Source organism: Sporolactobacillus mangiferae (assembly GCF_023336505.1).
GTDB lineage: Bacteria > Bacillota > Bacilli > Bacillales > Sporolactobacillaceae > Sporolactobacillus > Sporolactobacillus mangiferae.
This window is the reverse complement of the sequence record NZ_JAMAST010000001.1, coordinates 15396-30288: the sequence shown is the minus strand read 5'-3', so window position 1 is coordinate 30288 and position 14893 is coordinate 15396. Positions and strand designations below refer to the sequence as shown.

15 protein-coding genes and 1 tRNA gene are annotated in these 14893 nt (G+C 43.3%); 9 read left to right on the top strand and 7 right to left on the bottom strand.

Features of this window, described 5'->3' with window-relative positions; translation table 11 throughout:
* Window positions 1-39: 39 nt before the first annotated feature.
* A complete protein-coding gene (locus tag M3N64_RS00145; protein ID WP_249094402.1) occupies window positions 40-1305 on the bottom strand; it encodes a sensor histidine kinase in 1266 nt (421 codons plus the stop codon).
* Window positions 1298-1978 (bottom strand): response regulator transcription factor, encoded by a 681-nt coding sequence (locus M3N64_RS00140; RefSeq protein ID WP_249094399.1) that lies wholly within the window; start codon window positions 1976-1978, stop codon window positions 1298-1300. Before M3N64_RS00140 ends, M3N64_RS00145 begins: the two co-directional genes overlap by 8 nt.
* A 461-nt stretch (window positions 1979-2439) precedes the next feature.
* Between M3N64_RS00140 and M3N64_RS00135 the strand changes: the two genes are divergently transcribed.
* Window positions 2440-3258: a lipid II flippase Amj family protein gene (locus tag M3N64_RS00135; protein ID WP_249094395.1), complete on the top strand. Its 819-nt coding sequence runs from the start codon at window positions 2440-2442 to the stop codon at window positions 3256-3258.
* 91 nt (window positions 3259-3349) lie between these two features.
* Here the strand turns inward: M3N64_RS00135 and M3N64_RS00130 are convergent, their stop codons facing one another.
* Window positions 3350-4186 carry a helix-turn-helix transcriptional regulator gene (locus tag M3N64_RS00130; RefSeq protein ID WP_249094392.1) on the bottom strand — a complete coding sequence of 279 codons (837 nt, stop codon included), beginning with the start codon at window positions 4184-4186 and terminating at the stop codon, window positions 3350-3352.
* Between the two features lie 148 nt (window positions 4187-4334).
* Here M3N64_RS00130 and M3N64_RS00125 point away from each other — a divergent pair, with 148 nt between their 5' ends.
* The 4 genes from M3N64_RS00125 to M3N64_RS00110 all read left to right on the top strand — a co-directional run bounded on the left by M3N64_RS00125 (window position 4335) and on the right by M3N64_RS00110 (window position 7855).
* The gene (locus M3N64_RS00125; protein WP_249094389.1) at window positions 4335-5210 is read left to right on the top strand and encodes an SDR family oxidoreductase; all 876 of its coding nucleotides are present in this window, start codon (window positions 4335-4337) and stop codon (window positions 5208-5210) included.
* A gap of 682 nt (window positions 5211-5892) precedes the next feature.
* Complete coding sequence (locus tag M3N64_RS00120; protein WP_249094372.1) at window positions 5893-6348, top strand: MarR family winged helix-turn-helix transcriptional regulator; 456 nt, start codon at window positions 5893-5895, stop codon at window positions 6346-6348.
* Window positions 6349-6474: 126 nt separating this feature from the next.
* Window positions 6475-6993, top strand: coding sequence for a thiol peroxidase (gene tpx, locus M3N64_RS00115; RefSeq protein ID WP_249094369.1), 519 nt, complete (start codon window positions 6475-6477; stop codon window positions 6991-6993).
* A 409-nt stretch (window positions 6994-7402) separates the two neighbouring features.
* Window positions 7403-7855: a flavodoxin gene (locus M3N64_RS00110; protein ID WP_249094367.1), complete on the top strand. Its 453-nt coding sequence runs from the start codon at window positions 7403-7405 to the stop codon at window positions 7853-7855.
* 107 nt (window positions 7856-7962) lie between these two features.
* On the opposite strand, the gene M3N64_RS00105 is transcribed toward M3N64_RS00110, so the two are convergent.
* A complete protein-coding gene (locus M3N64_RS00105; protein WP_249094364.1) occupies window positions 7963-8448 on the bottom strand; it encodes a flavodoxin domain-containing protein in 486 nt (161 codons plus the stop codon).
* Between the two features lie 262 nt (window positions 8449-8710).
* Here M3N64_RS00105 and M3N64_RS00100 point away from each other — a divergent pair, with 262 nt between their 5' ends.
* On the top strand, window positions 8711-8989 hold the full coding sequence (locus tag M3N64_RS00100; RefSeq protein ID WP_249094360.1) for an IDEAL domain-containing protein: 279 nt from the start codon (window positions 8711-8713) through the stop codon (window positions 8987-8989).
* A 164-nt stretch (window positions 8990-9153) separates the two neighbouring features.
* Here M3N64_RS00100 and M3N64_RS00095 read toward each other — a convergent pair whose 3' ends face one another.
* Together M3N64_RS00095 and M3N64_RS00090 are read right to left on the bottom strand one after the other, a co-directional pair.
* Window positions 9154-9282, bottom strand: a complete 129-nt coding sequence (locus M3N64_RS00095) for a hypothetical protein (protein WP_249094357.1) — start codon at window positions 9280-9282, stop codon at window positions 9154-9156.
* Complete coding sequence (locus M3N64_RS00090; RefSeq protein ID WP_249094354.1) at window positions 9279-10565, bottom strand: APC family permease; 1287 nt, start codon at window positions 10563-10565, stop codon at window positions 9279-9281. Before M3N64_RS00090 ends, M3N64_RS00095 begins: the two co-directional genes overlap by 4 nt.
* A gap of 117 nt (window positions 10566-10682) precedes the next feature.
* Between M3N64_RS00090 and M3N64_RS00085 the strand changes: the two genes are divergently transcribed.
* From M3N64_RS00085 to M3N64_RS00075, 3 genes are all read left to right on the top strand, one after another.
* Entirely contained in the window at window positions 10683-11594 is a 912-nt protein-coding gene (locus tag M3N64_RS00085; protein ID WP_249094351.1) for a LysR family transcriptional regulator, read from the top strand.
* Window positions 11595-11864: 270 nt separating this feature from the next.
* Window positions 11865-12227: a hypothetical protein gene (locus M3N64_RS00080; protein WP_249094349.1), complete on the top strand. Its 363-nt coding sequence runs from the start codon at window positions 11865-11867 to the stop codon at window positions 12225-12227.
* 218 nt (window positions 12228-12445) lie between these two features.
* Window positions 12446-12519 (top strand) — tRNA-Pro (locus tag M3N64_RS00075).
* A 445-nt stretch (window positions 12520-12964) separates the two neighbouring features.
* On the opposite strand, the gene M3N64_RS00070 is transcribed toward M3N64_RS00075, so the two are convergent.
* Window positions 12965-14620 (bottom strand): AMP-dependent synthetase/ligase, encoded by a 1656-nt coding sequence (locus M3N64_RS00070; protein WP_249094346.1) that lies wholly within the window; start codon window positions 14618-14620, stop codon window positions 12965-12967.
* Between the last annotated feature and the right edge of the window lie 273 nt (window positions 14621-14893).

The window sequence follows — 14893 nt, the reverse complement described above, 5'->3', positions numbered from 1 at the left end:
TAGGGCAAGTGTATAACAACCAACTGAAAATGAACTGAATTATTCACGCTTTTTCAGAATCGGCAGCACTACTTTGAAAACCGATCCTGAATGAAAGCCGCTGTCAAGACTGATGCTGCCGTGGTAGGATTCAATGATTTTCTGCGCGATTGACAAACCTAATCCGCTGCCACCGTTCTTGCGTGCCCGTTCTTTTTCTACCCGATAAAATCGTTCAAAAATGTGCTGTTGTTCCGTTTCCGGTATACCGATGCCTGTATCTTTTATGATAAAGAGCAAGTCAGCATCTTTTGCAACAGATTCTATTTGTAATGAAATATGATCTCCTTGCTTTGTGTAATTAAAAGCATTATCCAGAAAAATCATAAGTAGTTGCTTGATTTCAATAGGATTGGCATGGATATTCAATGGTTGGTGAGGCCAGTGGCTGTTGAAAGATTTTTTTTCAAGTTGCCCCCTATGCGCATAGTAAGTGACAATGGGTTCCAGCCACTGGTTTAATCGAAAATCTGCTCGCTTTTGTGTCAATTCTTGATCAGCCGCGGCAAGCGTGAGCAGATGACTGATCAATGTGTTCATATCCCGGATTTCATCTTTCAGATCAGCAATAGTTTCTTTTGAAGAATCAGATAAAGAACGGTTGTCCTCCGCCTCTATATACTCCAGGCCTGCTGAAAAGACACTGAGCGGCGTTCGCATTTCATGACTTGCATCAGCCACGAATGCTTTTTGTTTTTCATAATTACGTTTCATGGGGAGAACAGCTCGACGGGCAAGAAAATGAGCGACCAGCAAGGCTAAAAAGCCAGTCAGAAGACTCAGTAAAAAAAGCAGCCAGAACCACCTTTCAATTAATTCATGCGGACCGAGAATTCCTTTTGCAATAGCAATGAAGCCATTAGTTCGTCCATTTTCTGTAACTGGCGCAATGGCGTAGATCAGCAAATTCGGTTTTCCGTCAGATTCGTGAACGCGGATTAATCCTGATGTCTTTTCATTTGCGATGTGCGTGGTTAAATCATTGCGAAGTTGATCCGGCATGCTTCCCCGATAAACGATATCTTTACCGCTTTTTGAAAGATAGGCAGACAAATAAAGGGAACGTCTGAGATGACCTCCCTCAAGATGATGCTCGTGTGCAAATTCAATGGCCTGATCACGTGCAATATCCTCAACTTGCCAGCTTACGGATTGATAGATCATATTCTTAAATACGAAAAACAGAATGATAAAGAGAGTAGCAAGTGTGAGGAAGAACCACAGGCTGTAAGTAAGCGTTAGTTTTCGCTGCAGTTTCTTAAACATGCCGGTCCTCCCACATGTACCCCGAGCCGCGCACAGTTTTGATATAACTGTTCTGTTTTGTTTGGCCAAGCTTTTTGCGCAGAAGTTTCACATATGCTTCCATGGTATTGAAGGTGACATCGCCGTGCGTTTCCCAAACTTTCGATAATATCATTTCTTTTGAAAGCACCCTGCCACTGTTTTTAACAAGATAAATCAATAACTGAAATTCACGAGACGTAAGCGAAAGAGTTTCGTCTCCTTTTTTTATCACATGACTACTTAAATCGATAAACAAATCATGCGTTGTGATGATCGTGTGCTCAATCGGATAAATCGTTCGCCGACCAAGCGAGCGCATCCGAGCGAAGAGTTCTTCAAAAGCAAAGGGCTTCGCCATATAGTCATCTGCGCCAGCATCAAGTCCATTGACCCGATCTTCGAGTGCGTCACGTGCAGTCAGCATCAGGATGGCTCCTTTATAGTCTTCTTTTCTTAATGATTGACTGACCTGGATACCACTTTGCTCTGGCAGCATCCAGTCGAGAATGATTACATCATAATCGCCAGTCAATGCATGCACGTACGCTTCTCTACCGTCTTCGACCCAGTCAGCGGTGTATTGTTCTTTTTTTAACATCTTCATGATCAGTTTTCCTAATCGCAGGTCGTCCTCAGCAAGCAATACTTTCATTACAGCCCCTCATTTCTTATTCTTTCTATAAGTCATTCGTTGCCTTATTTGCTGTTCGGGGATTAATCAATGATGAAGACCATGATATACTTATTACACTTGTTTGAAAGAACGTAGACTGTTTGGTGCTGTTGGGTTGAGAAATAGAAGTGGGCGAGATTCAGCGACTCCTACGGAAATGTTAAGATCCTTGCTACTGAAATTCATTTATTCATGCATAGGATCTCTTAGTGCAGCCATTGTCTGATTGAGTAAATAAGCCGTCATTTGTTCCATTGCTTCAAGGCAATGATATGATCACTTTAGAAAAAGTTCATTTGATATGTGGCACGGATGACGGTGTGCTCTGTCGTGTTCCGTAAGTGCATATATCGTCCGCAATTAAAGTGTGTATGAACAGAAAAAACAATCAGAAAAATTACAATGCGTGAATCAATATATTTTGATGAGAGGGTCAGCAGATGTCGCTAATAACAGGAAGATTAATTTTCATTTCACTATTGATGATGATCGTAACAACCATTGAAACACTTGCCTATTCAACACGAATATCCGGAGTCCGTGTCAAATTAATGGCAACGGCAATTTCATTATTCAGTACCTTGGTGATTGTCTCACGTTTCTCAACGACGATTCAGCAGCCTCTGACTGCCAAATTGCTCTCGGCGGTTCCGGAGAACGCCGATCCGCTTCACTTCATTGAGGAACAGTATCGGCTGTTAATCGTTGCTGTTTCGGTCGGTGTGCTTATCGGCATCCTCCTTTTTCCAACATTTATCGGTATCTTCTCCAGAGCCATCGTTCAGTTGACGTCCGAAAGAGGTTCGATTCTATCACTTGGCCTGAAATGGATAAATAGTAAAGGGATCAAAAAAGTGGTTCGGTGTGTGCGTCTGCCGAAACGTTCGGATCTGAAAGGTATTACGTTTCAAACGATTCCCAAACGTCTTTTTATGATCAATGTTGCCATCACTTCCATTTACACCGTGGGCGTGCTCGCCTCACTCTACGCATCGCTGCTTGTCCCTGGAAATTACGGACAAACCGCGGTGATGTCCTCAGGAATTATTAATGGAATTGCGACCATTTTACTGACGCTGTTTATCGATCCCAAGGCATCCGTTCTGGCGGATCGAGTGGCCAAAAAGGAATGCGCGTATATTTATCTGAAAAGCTATTCGTTAACGATGATCGGCTCAAAACTGATCGGTACTTTGGTTGCCCAGGCCATTTTTATCCCGGCGGCTTATTATGTTGCCTGGTTCGCTAAACTGTTGTGATCAATATTAATTACTCCTGGCATGTGGTGTATCAGAATGAAACATAAATTTTATTGCATAGTGGATTAAGACAGTAAAGAGATAAGAAAAGCTACACCATTTTATTCATTTTATTTTCAGTATCGGTCCCTTGTCTGGGTGTAAATACTGTTAAAACCATGTTTTGTTTTTCAGCGAGCATCAGGCCAGTATAATTCAATTGCAGCGTGCCCAGTTCCGGATGGTTGATTTCTTTATTGCCGTCAGGCGTTTCATCTACATCATGTTCGGACCACCAGGTTTTGAATTCATCGCTTACATTCGTCAACTTTTCAGCAAGCGCGTTCAACCAGGGATCATTTGTATATTTTCCGTAAAAGCTTCTGAATTGAGCAAGCAGGCTTTTTGCTGTGTACTCCCAATGCGTGAACAAGTGGCGATAATCTTCTCTTGTAAACATTCGCCAGACGAGATTTCGATCCAATACATCCGAATTCTCAAAAGGACCGAAAATTCTTTCGGCAAGCACGTTCCATGCAACGACAGTCAGTCGTGAGTCCACTACATAAGCAGGGTAGTGGCGTATTTCGCCAAGAATGAGCTGCACGGCTTCAGGAACCGGCTGCAGTTCATCCGTATTGATAAATGTCTGGGATGGTACTGCATGACCGGCCATTCTATATAAATAGTGCCGTTCCTCTTCATCCAGCTGAAGTGTGCGTGCAAGGCTTTCCAATACCTGTGCGGATACATTAATCGGCCGTCCTTGCTCGAGATAGGTATACCAGGCTAGAGAAACACCAGACAGCGCGGCCACCTCTTCACGCCGCAGGCCTGGTGTTCGCCTGGTTGTGGCATCTGTTGTTAATCCGGCCTTCTCCGGAGTCAAACGTTCACGTCGCGTACGTAAAAAATCACCCAATTCCTGATGCCGTTTCCGTTCACTCATTCTGATACACTCCCTCAGTCACATCTTCCTGGTATTTTTAATTCTACGATAAGTGGTCTACTCCCTATTATACGAAAAAATTTATAGGATTAAGTTGTGCGGGACAATGTTTGGCTAAAAAAATCAATCTATGGAGTGTGAATAGACGATGGAAGAACAGATGAATCGAAAAAATGTTTTTATTACGGGATCTTCGGGAGGCATAGGTACTGCGGCAATCGAAAAGCTGGTGGCGCAAGGATATCGCGTCTTTGCAGGGGTACGCAATCCAGAGAAAATTAAGAGATTATCAGAAAAGCTGGCCCCGGCAGTCATCCCGGTTAAAATCGATGTCACCGATTCTGCTTCCGTTGCATCTGCTGTTCATGACGTCAATGAAGTTGTAAAGGAAGAGGGGCTTACCGGTCTGATTAATAATGCCGGTTATATTCTTCAGGGACCTTTAGAACTGCTGAGCATTGAAGAAATCAAAGAGCAGTTTGAAGTCAATGTCTTCGGACAGATTCGTGCGGTTCAGGCATTTCTGCCGATGATCCGGAAAGCCGAGGGGAGAATCATCAACATCGGTGCAGTTACCGGGAAAACAGCCATGCCGTATATCGGAGCGCTTTCGGCATCGAAACAGGTAGTTGAGGCTTTAACCGACGCTCTGCGTATTGAACTTAAACCTTGGAGAATTCAGGTTGTGCTGATTGAACCTGCAGCAATGGAAACATCTATTTTTGATAAAGCAAAATCAGCTTCTGATGCTGCTTTGCAGAGCGTTCCACAAGATAAGAAAGCTTTATATGAGAAGGTACTTTCATTGGTGGATGCCTCAATGGCAAATCAGGTGCTGAATGCTCCGGGGATTGTCGCGGACAGCATTTATCATGCGCTTAGCGTGGAGCATCCACATACCCGTTATGCCGTTGGCAGAGGAGCACGGCTGGCGGTCACTTTAGGCCGGCTCCCTGACCGTCTGCGTGATCAAATATTGATTCGGGCACTGGGGCTGCATAAATACTTTGCTTCAGAAAGATAAAAAGAAATTTACTAAAAGGTGAATGGAGATTGTTGTACTTTATTGGAATATTAGAAAGCACTCCGTTCATGTATCTGCTTTCAGTAATCAAAACAAAATGCTCGGAACTGAATAGCATTGAATTTATCCAATGGGTGTCTCAAATGTCTCTTGACAATGGGACACCTTTAAAATGACATGCGTTTTGGGATGAAGTGCGGATGCCCGGATGTCCGTGGAGCGTTTCTGTTGAGCGCGCGCCAAAGAAACCTCCGGAGACGCTGCAGGATCTGTCAAAGATGTTTCTGGATCGCCTGAAGCCGCTCTTGTTGAAGCGAGCACCCGGAGTGCAGTATAAAGTTAGGTATTTTTGGGACGGCCTCTTTTTTTATGCCCATATCAATATAAAACAATGGATCGGCAAAAAATAGAAACATCGATGCGTGCCAACCTGCAGGTCGTTCCAAGTGATATGCACCAATGAATCCCGCGAATTCGTGACTGTCTGGGCCGCCGTTGTACAGCCAAGGGGAGTGACTGACGTTTAGCGCAATGAATTGCCTCGTGCAGCGTAACGGGCACATTTTGCGGGAATTGCCGCCTTTGTCTGTGGTCAAGTCAATTACCAATCAAATCAATTGACGTGGGCAAATAATATTGTGTAAAATTTAATTGTGCAAAATGAATAAATGAGGGATGGATTTTGGAACAGCCTTTTTATCTCAAGGATCATCTGTGTTTTTCGATTTATGCATGTTCACGTTCCATTTCGCGCATGTATCAGCCGCTTTTAAACCAATTGGGGTTAACGTATCCACAATATTTAGTATTGCTCGTTTTATGGGAGAAAGGAGAATGCTCAGTAAAACAACTGGGTCAGATGCTTGATCTGGATTCTGGCACATTGACCCCACTGCTTAAAAGGGTTGAGAGTAAAGGGCTGATTCTCAGAAATCGTTCTCGGGAAGATGAGCGGAAGGTAACGGTCAGGCTGACTGATCAAGGTTCGGCACTGCAAGAAAAGGCGCAGTGCATTCCTGATGCACTTCTTCGGTCAAGTGGCATGCTGCCTGAAGAACTGCAAAAATTAAATCAGTCGATGAAATTATTGAACCAGCATGTGTCACAGTATCATAAAAGTATCCCCCAAAAAGAGTAACTGAAATGATTTGTTATTTTTTATAAACACTAAAGGGAGGGGATGCCTGATTATCATATATCTATGAAGTGACATCCTGCATTTTTGAACTTGAAATATAAATATATATACTGGGAGGAATTTTAGATGAGTGAGGAACGTATTGGTGTGGCAACTGTTGGAGGAAATCCGATTACTTTAATTGGACCGGAACTGAAGGTTGGTGATCAAGCACCTGAATTTACCGTGAACAAGGATTTAACTGAGGAAGCAACACTGTCTGACTACAATGGGAAGGTCAAGTTGATTTCTGTCGTTCCATCTTTAGATACGAGAGTATGTGACGCTCAGACACGCCGCTTTAATGAGGAAGCAGCCAAACTTGGCAGTCATGTTGCCGTACTGACTATTTCGGTTGATCTGCCCTTTGCTCAAAGCAGATTCTGCACTGTTGCCGGAATTGAGAACCTGGACACCCTTTCAGACTACAAGTTTCACACCTTCGGCAAGGCGTATGGCGTGTTAATTAAAGAATTGCAGCTTGATATGCGCTCAATCTTTGTCATTGATGAAGAAAATACGATTCGTTATGTACAGTATTTGAAGGAAATGAAAGAACATCCGGATTATGATGCAGCGCTTGAAGCAGTTCGCTCCCTTTTGTAAAAAATACAGGAAAATCACTGAATTTTTCAGCCGGATGAGGGTATCTTCAATTGAATGTAAATAGGACAGAATTCCTGAAGTCGAATCATTGGCGACTTCAGGTTTTTTGTGACAATAAGAAAGTTTAAAATTCAGCGGATTACAGTTATATAAGTGCGACGGCGGCTTTGCCTTCGCCTGGTTTTTCTTACGCACTGAGCAGACATTTTTAAAGATTTTGCCCAACTTTTCCGCTTGCATGAACGGATATTCGGGATCATTTTTCACTGGCTTGTATGAATGAACCTGTATTTTTTGCAAATTTGTCATGATTTTATCATGCATCTTATTTAAGAGAATGGATAATAATGATATAATTTATTGTGAAATTGATAATCATTATCATTTAAATAAGGGCGTTGATTTATAGATGCAAAAGATTTTAATTATTTATGCCAGCGAGACTGGAAATACAGAAGAAATGGCCGCACGTATTGCGGAGGGTGTGCAAAAAGCCGGAATTAAACCCGCAGTTCAAGCGGTCGATCAGATAAGCATCGATGAGCTCATGAAATACGATGGGCTCATGTTCGGCAGTTATACAGACGGAATGGGGGATTTGCCTTACATAGTCGAAGATCTGCTCGATGAGCTTAACGGGCATGACTTAACAGGAAAAGCAGCAATGTGCTTTGGATCAGGTGACAGCAGCTACGGACTTTTTGCAGCTGCCGTTGACACAATTCAGGAATCGTTTGTCCGGTACGGTGCAGAAATCATTGAAGATGCTTTTAAGGTTGAACTGTCAATGACCGAAGAAGAAAGCAATCAGGCAATGCACATTGGAGAATCCTTTGCCAGGAAGCTGATGAATCGGGCCTAACAGAGCAGAGGCTTTATGGGGCGAAGTTATCATGATGACTTCGCCCCATAAAGCCTGCAAGCAGGTGTTTTAAGGTCACCTATTCATAGGTTTCATCATTTTGCCGCTCAGCCTTGTCTTTGCAGCGTTTCAGCGAAAGCCCGTATGCGCTGATCATAAAATTCTTGTGTGCTGTGACTATCACCCTTGATCTTTTTCATGATCAGCTTGTCAAAGAAATGCATTTTTTCAAATTGAATTGCGTATCCCAACACGTCTTTGACTACGGCTTTTTGACTTAAGGCAGCTGGAAAAGCTTTTTCCAGTTCATTAAATCGTTCTTTTTCATCAGGGTGTGCCGCACAAATAAAAAGACCAAGCCTTTTGCTTTCCAATGCTGCCAGATGTGCTGTCACGAAGTTTGTGAGCGGCTTCTGAATTTTTCCCATATAAATGGGTCCTCCGAGAACGACAGTTTCAAAGGAATCAAGACGAGGTATCGCACTTGTTTGAATATTAACAAGTTCAGTTTCTCCATTGAAGTGTTCTGCTAATCGATGTGCCATTCTTTCTGTTGAACCATATTTTGTTGCGTATAGGATGAGCGTCTTCATGCATATTCTCCTTTAGTGGCATCGTTATTTTTCACAGACTTGCATGGCAACACGAGTACCCCTTTTTTAAAAGCTTCCGTCCTTTGACTCTAATTATTTGAAAAGAAAAAGTCAGTGAGCTAGTTCACAAGTACAAATCAGCAGCAGTGACCTGGAGAAGTGTGGCAGGCTGCAGACTTCATTCATATGCTATTAGCAGATTCTTAGATCTTTGGGAGTGTGATGGTGGTCAGGCAACCTGAATCAAGTGAGGCGATCAGCCATGGAAGTTGGACAGTGGGTTTACACAAAATATATGGGCAAACATGATTGTATTGGTTTTGTTACATCTGTTTATCCGGACTTTAGACGCTGTAAAATTCGTGTGACTCAGTGCGAAAATCACCCGCGCATGAAATGGTTGGAAATATCTTTTGAAGATATTCTTCCCGAAAAATATGATTTCACACGTTTGGAACTGGATAGTTTAATTGATCTGGCATTAGCCACATATGATAAAGATTGGTTTGAACAGCTGACAGCTCTCCAGGAGTATATCTAATGCAATACCGAAATTGGAACTGCCAAATGGCATCTATGATATTCCATGTACCTTCAATGATTTGCTTGCAGCCAGCAACAGATGGATCGTTGCTGAATTTATTTCAGCCTGCGTCCAGTTAAGAAAAACAGAGAGGAACAGCCATCAACGCTGTTCTTCTTTTATCAATTATTTGATTTCAAATCCCGGAGCTCGGATGGATTTAACTCACGAATACCGTTTTTACGAAATGTGAACTGTTGAACAATGAGTTTCCTCCTGAGTGTTGCATCATCCGGATGGCGTGCCTTCATGTAGCTGTTGATTTCTTTTTCTGTTTCATGGATGCATGCGTTTTTGAATGGTATTTTTGCAGCACATATTGCTGAAAAAATGTAAATAAAAGAACAGCAGCCGGATAAAGAAGTGCCCAGCCTAGAAAAAGGCACATAAAAAGCGTGGCAGCAAATGAAACGATGCTGACAGTCATTTTACTTTTATCGCCTCTGAAAAGGACCACACCTGCTGCACAGCCACCTAAATAATTTAATAAGAAGGTTGCATTTGGCAGCTGGATAAGCTGTGCAAGATTTAAAATTCGCGTGGAATAGAGTGTTAAAATAAGAGCGAAGCAGGACATAAGGAAAAGCAGACCGCCGGTAGGTGTCTTATATTTGGATGATGTGCATGCAAGCCATCTCGGCGCGTTTCCTTGATCGGCAAGTGTACGTGCAAGCCTTGAAGCTGCGCCAATATATGTAATCACCGTTGCAAGACAGATCAAAAATCCAGCGGCACCGACGCAAACGGCGCCAATCGTTCCGAATGCCCGCTTGGCGACAGCAACCAGAGCAGCTTCTTCATGCATCTGGTAGCTGTCCGTACCGATCACAACATATGCATTCAGAAAATAGAGAATGCCAATAATGACAGCAGAAATAATTGTTGCCCGGACAACGTCTTTATCAGGATTAACAAATTCGCTGGATAGATGAGAGACTGCTTCCCAGCCGATAAAACACCAGAAGAGTATGGTTGATGCTCTGCCGATACCGCGAGCGCCATGCGTGATAAACGGTTCAAAATTAGAATCCTTAATCAGAGGCAGTGCACCGATTATAGTGATTATCAGCAGTCCGACAATGGCTGAGACTACTATGATCTGTACTTTTCCGGCAAGACGCATGCCGACATGATTTAAATAAAATGCGATCAGAAGCATGACACAGGCAAGAATAATCCCCATAGCCTCTGATAATCGTAAAGACGCTGCTAAGTAACCTGCTCCCGTCAGTGCGGCGACCGGTGCGCCAATCGGCACAGACATCAGAAAAAACCAGCCGATGACTGTACCGAGTCTACGCCCGAAGGCTTGGGTGACAAAGTAGGCGACACCACCCGAATTCGGATATTTTTGTGCCAGAAAAGCCATACACAAGGCAAGCGGTATAACCAGAATGAGTAGGATACCCCAGTCGATCAGAGAAGCAGGACCCGCCAGCTCGGCGGCTAATCCCGGTACAATAAGAATCCCTGCACCGAGAACAGCACCAATATACAAAGCGATGGCTTGCGGTAGTCGTATCGTCGGTTTCATTTTATTTGCTCCTTCATTTCTTTTTTGGTAGCTATTCTGTATCATATGAGTAAATGAATAATCAGTAAAGATGATTATTTGAATAAATATTATCAGTAAAACCGATTGGAGAGGGCTATGGAAATTAAACAATTACAGACTTTTCAAAAAGCTGCGGAACTGCTTAATTTTACAAAAACCGCAGAACAGTTGAACTTTGCTCAGTCCAGCGTCACTGCCCATATTAAGGCTTTGGAGGATGAACTGGGCATTCCGTTGTTTGATCGAATGGGGAAACGATTGCAATTAACGGTGGCCGGGAAAAAGTTGCTGCAGTATGCCAATCGTATTCTGAGTTTGGTGGATGAGGCGCATAAAATGATTCATGTTCAGGGAGAACCGGAAGGGGAACTGGTTATTGGGGCATCAGAGAGTTTATGTACATATCGGCTTCCGCCGGTGCTTCTGCTGTTCAGACAGCGGTATCCTAAGGTTCGCTTTCACTTTGTGCCGGGCATGTCTGATCAGTCACTTGTGGAGCAAGTGACTAAAGGGGCTTTGGATGCAGCGGTATTAATGGATGAAGGAGAAGAAACAGATCTGCTTCATGTTGTGCCACTGCAGCGTGAACCAATTGTGCTGGCCGCGGCAGCAGACCATCCATTGGCGAAATTCGATCAGATCGGCCCTCAGGATCTATATAAAGAACCGCTGCTTTTAACGGAGAAGAATTGCTGCTATCGTCGTGGCCTTGACCGTGCGCTTGCAGAACGTCAATTAATTCCTGAGCAGATCTCAGAATTCGCCAGTATAGAAGCGATCAAGCAATGTGTGATTGCCGGCATCGGTGCTGCTTTACTACCGCAAATGACGATTCGCAAGGAACTTGAAGACGGTTTGATCTGTATTCTTCCCTGGATTGATGATTCGATCCAAATATTCTCAAAGCTTGTCTGGCGAAAAGATAAGTGGGTATCGCCTGCACTACATGCGTTTCTGCAGATGACGCAAAAGCTTTTAGGAACGTTTGAAGAAGAGGAGAGCAGATAAGGAGGGAGACCAGAAATGCAGAATCGATCCCATTCCAAGAAACACAAGCAATAATGACATGCTTTTTTAATAATATTAGAGAATGACTAACGGCCAACATTGGCTTGATCGCTATTTCTGCGAGAATATCAAAAAGGCAGGGGACAAGAATCCCCGAATCGTTGCATGCAGCGGCATCTTGACGGTGCTACGTCAGAAAGAACAAGCACAGGGAAAAAGACTTCTGATATAAAAATCAAGAATAAGTATAAAAGAATGTGGGTTCTGTATATGAAAACGATTAGTCCAGAAATTCAAAATTTGTCGATTAAATCCTTAGAATCAACTTTTAATAAACTTTCAAATGCTTATAAAAGCATGGCAGAAAAAGGCTCAAATATAACCTTGGTTGAAAAAAGAAGAAATGCAGTAAAAATTGGCGCAGCAAGCCTCAAAAGCACTTGGAAGGGAGAAGACTTTTGGTATGATGTAACAACTGTACTGACTTCTAAAGCAGTTTTACAAAGTATTGTCCCATCTATTGAAAAACAAATAGAAAAAGCAAAAGAAGGCAGTTCACAAAAAACATTGAATGAACGTCGCATACTTGCACTCAAATTGGCAATCGAATCCTTGGAAGAACGGCTTATTTGAGACAGTTCTCACACAAAAAGAGAGACTTCATTTATGTAACGCAAGATCTAGTGATATAATTTACACAAAGTGTAAAAGCGCTGTGTGCTCACGTCGTGTACCACTTTTGATACATTTTGGTTTCAAGAATACGTTCAGGACGCCACTTGACAAAGCACTCGAGCACATGGCAAAATATTCACAGACCATTTTCTGCCATAGGTTGGACTTGATTTTTCCGGAAAGTAGCTCAGCTTGGTAGAGCACATGGCTGGGGGCCATGTGGTCGCAGGTTCAAATCCTGTCTTTCCGATAAGACGTGTTACAAAGGGATTTTTAAGGAATAATTGAGAAAAAGCACCTGGCGTTCTCCGACAGACCGTGCTTGACTGTTTTTCTGACCTCTTAGTAAGTGTTACCGAGTAAACACTGCCGGGAGGTTCTTTTTTATTTGAAAATGCGTACTTTATTTTTTCCCAACGAGCAGTACACAGTACAGCATGCCCTAAAGTCCTGTTATTTTGGAGTACGGGGCATCATTCCATCGGCCTGATTTTCTCAAATTCAGGTGTATCAAGTTGCTTAACCACGTTTAAATCAGCAGTGCTCTCCATGCAAATCAGGATTCGAAAGAGTAAACAGAGAAATTTTCAGCGTACGTCCGGGAGCTGAAAAGTTCTCTGTTGAAGAAACGAGAGGGAAATGATCCTTTGATCTTCCCGGCTGGCATAATACCATTTCTCATCAGCCGACCACGCTCAGGTGAGATTCATGCCATAACGTCTGATTTTCCTTGTTGTCGTTTTTTCGAATTCCCTTTCAATAATTTCAAACATGCGGATGTGTTTATAGTCCGGCATTTTATTATTCACTTCTTCGACAATTGATTTGATCATTGCCTGTATTTCTTCTTTTGTGGGAAGATGACCGATGATTTTGGCCACACCCTCCAAATCAGGAAATATTTTTGCCTTCACACAAATGTCTCCGTGGCGGTCATTGCCGGTAAGAATAAGAGCCTCACTGATCGTCTCCTTTTCCAGAAGCCGTGCTTCCAGTTCCTCAGGATAAATGTTTTTTCCATTGGCTGTTACAATCACATTTTTCATGCGGCCTTTGATGTACAAAGCTCCATCCTTATCGATGAAGCCCAGATCACCTGTCCGGAAGTAACCGTTGCAGAAAGCATTAGCCGTGGCTTCCGGCGCGTTATAGTATCCGAGCATGATATTATCGCCTTTGGCAAGGATTTCGCCGACACCGGCCTCATTTGGATTGTCTATCATCAATTCTACGCCGGGAATAGCAACGCCGGTAGATTTGGCGTTGAAATAAAAATCGTTATTCCCTGCCAGAAGAGGGGCGGATTCAGTGAGTCCGTATCCTTGCAGAGCCCGGATGTCAAGTGCCAGGAAATCTTCTACTACAGCAGGAGAAAGATCTGCTCCGCCAACAATAAACGTGTGAATTCTGCCTCCGAGTGATTTCTTTACTTTTCTGCGAATGATCATCCTTACAAGCACAGGCAGAGTCTGAAGCATCATGCCGATGGAGGAGCCATTGAGTTTTGAGCGATATTTTGCCGGGCAATTTTTTAAAATGGCCGCGTGAATCCGCTGGTCTAAAAGCTGAAGCAGCGCGGGAACGACGATGAGAAGCGTCGGCCTGTATTCAAGAATGTTGCGGCGTATCGCATTCAGACTGTCTGCGTAGGCGATGCAGGCGCCACGCGACAGAATGAGCAGGCAGTTCAGTGTGCACTCATACGTATGGCAAAGAGGCAGGATTGAGAGTGTCTTGTCTCGGGGGGTGACCTTCACAATTTGTGAGGTTGAGAAAATATTCGCACAGATGTTTTTTTGAGAGAGGCATACACCCTTTGGATTTCCGGAAGTACCTGAAGTGAAGAGCAGAACGCTCATTGTATCCGCTGCAATAGGTAGCATATCCAGGCGCGTATCGTCGCGCGCAGGAATGAAGGGTCGGTCGTCCTGCAGGGACAGGAGCAATCGCTTGCTGCGAAGGATCGGTCTCAGCTGTTCAAGAATTTCACTGTCTGCACAAATGGCCGCACAGTCGGCACTGACAATAAACTGATAAATATCTTCAGGCGAGAGTTCACGATCAATTGGAACAGCTACACCGACTGTTGCAGCGCATGTATAGTGAAGCACCCAGTCATAGCTGTTTTTTCCAATGACTGCGATTCGTCTGCCATGCAGACCAAGATCAAGAAAATGCGTGCCCAGCGCTTTAAATTCTTCTTTAAACTGGGCATATGTTACATATCGGTAATTTCCGTCTTTCTTTTTTATCTGAAAGGCAGATTTCTTACCGAATTTCCTTGCACTCGCATAAATCATTTCACGAAAATCCGTGTACCGTGTAGCACTGTTCAATCGTTTTGTTTTCATATTCCTGCTCCTGCTCTTTGTGATCATTCATTATTTTTCCTGTGGCACAGCTTCACTCCATAGTAGAGCACGCATTCTGAAGCAACTAGAAATGCACAGATGCTTTACTTTTAGACATAGCAAGCTGACCATAATCGGAATGGACCTTCTGACATTCCCGCGCCAGAAAGAAGAGAATTCGTTTCCTGTATTCCTTTTAATTACGTTATTATTTGCGAATAGTTTCAGTGATCTGAGTGCTTTTGAAGAAGTGAATCGTGTGTCCGAATTCTC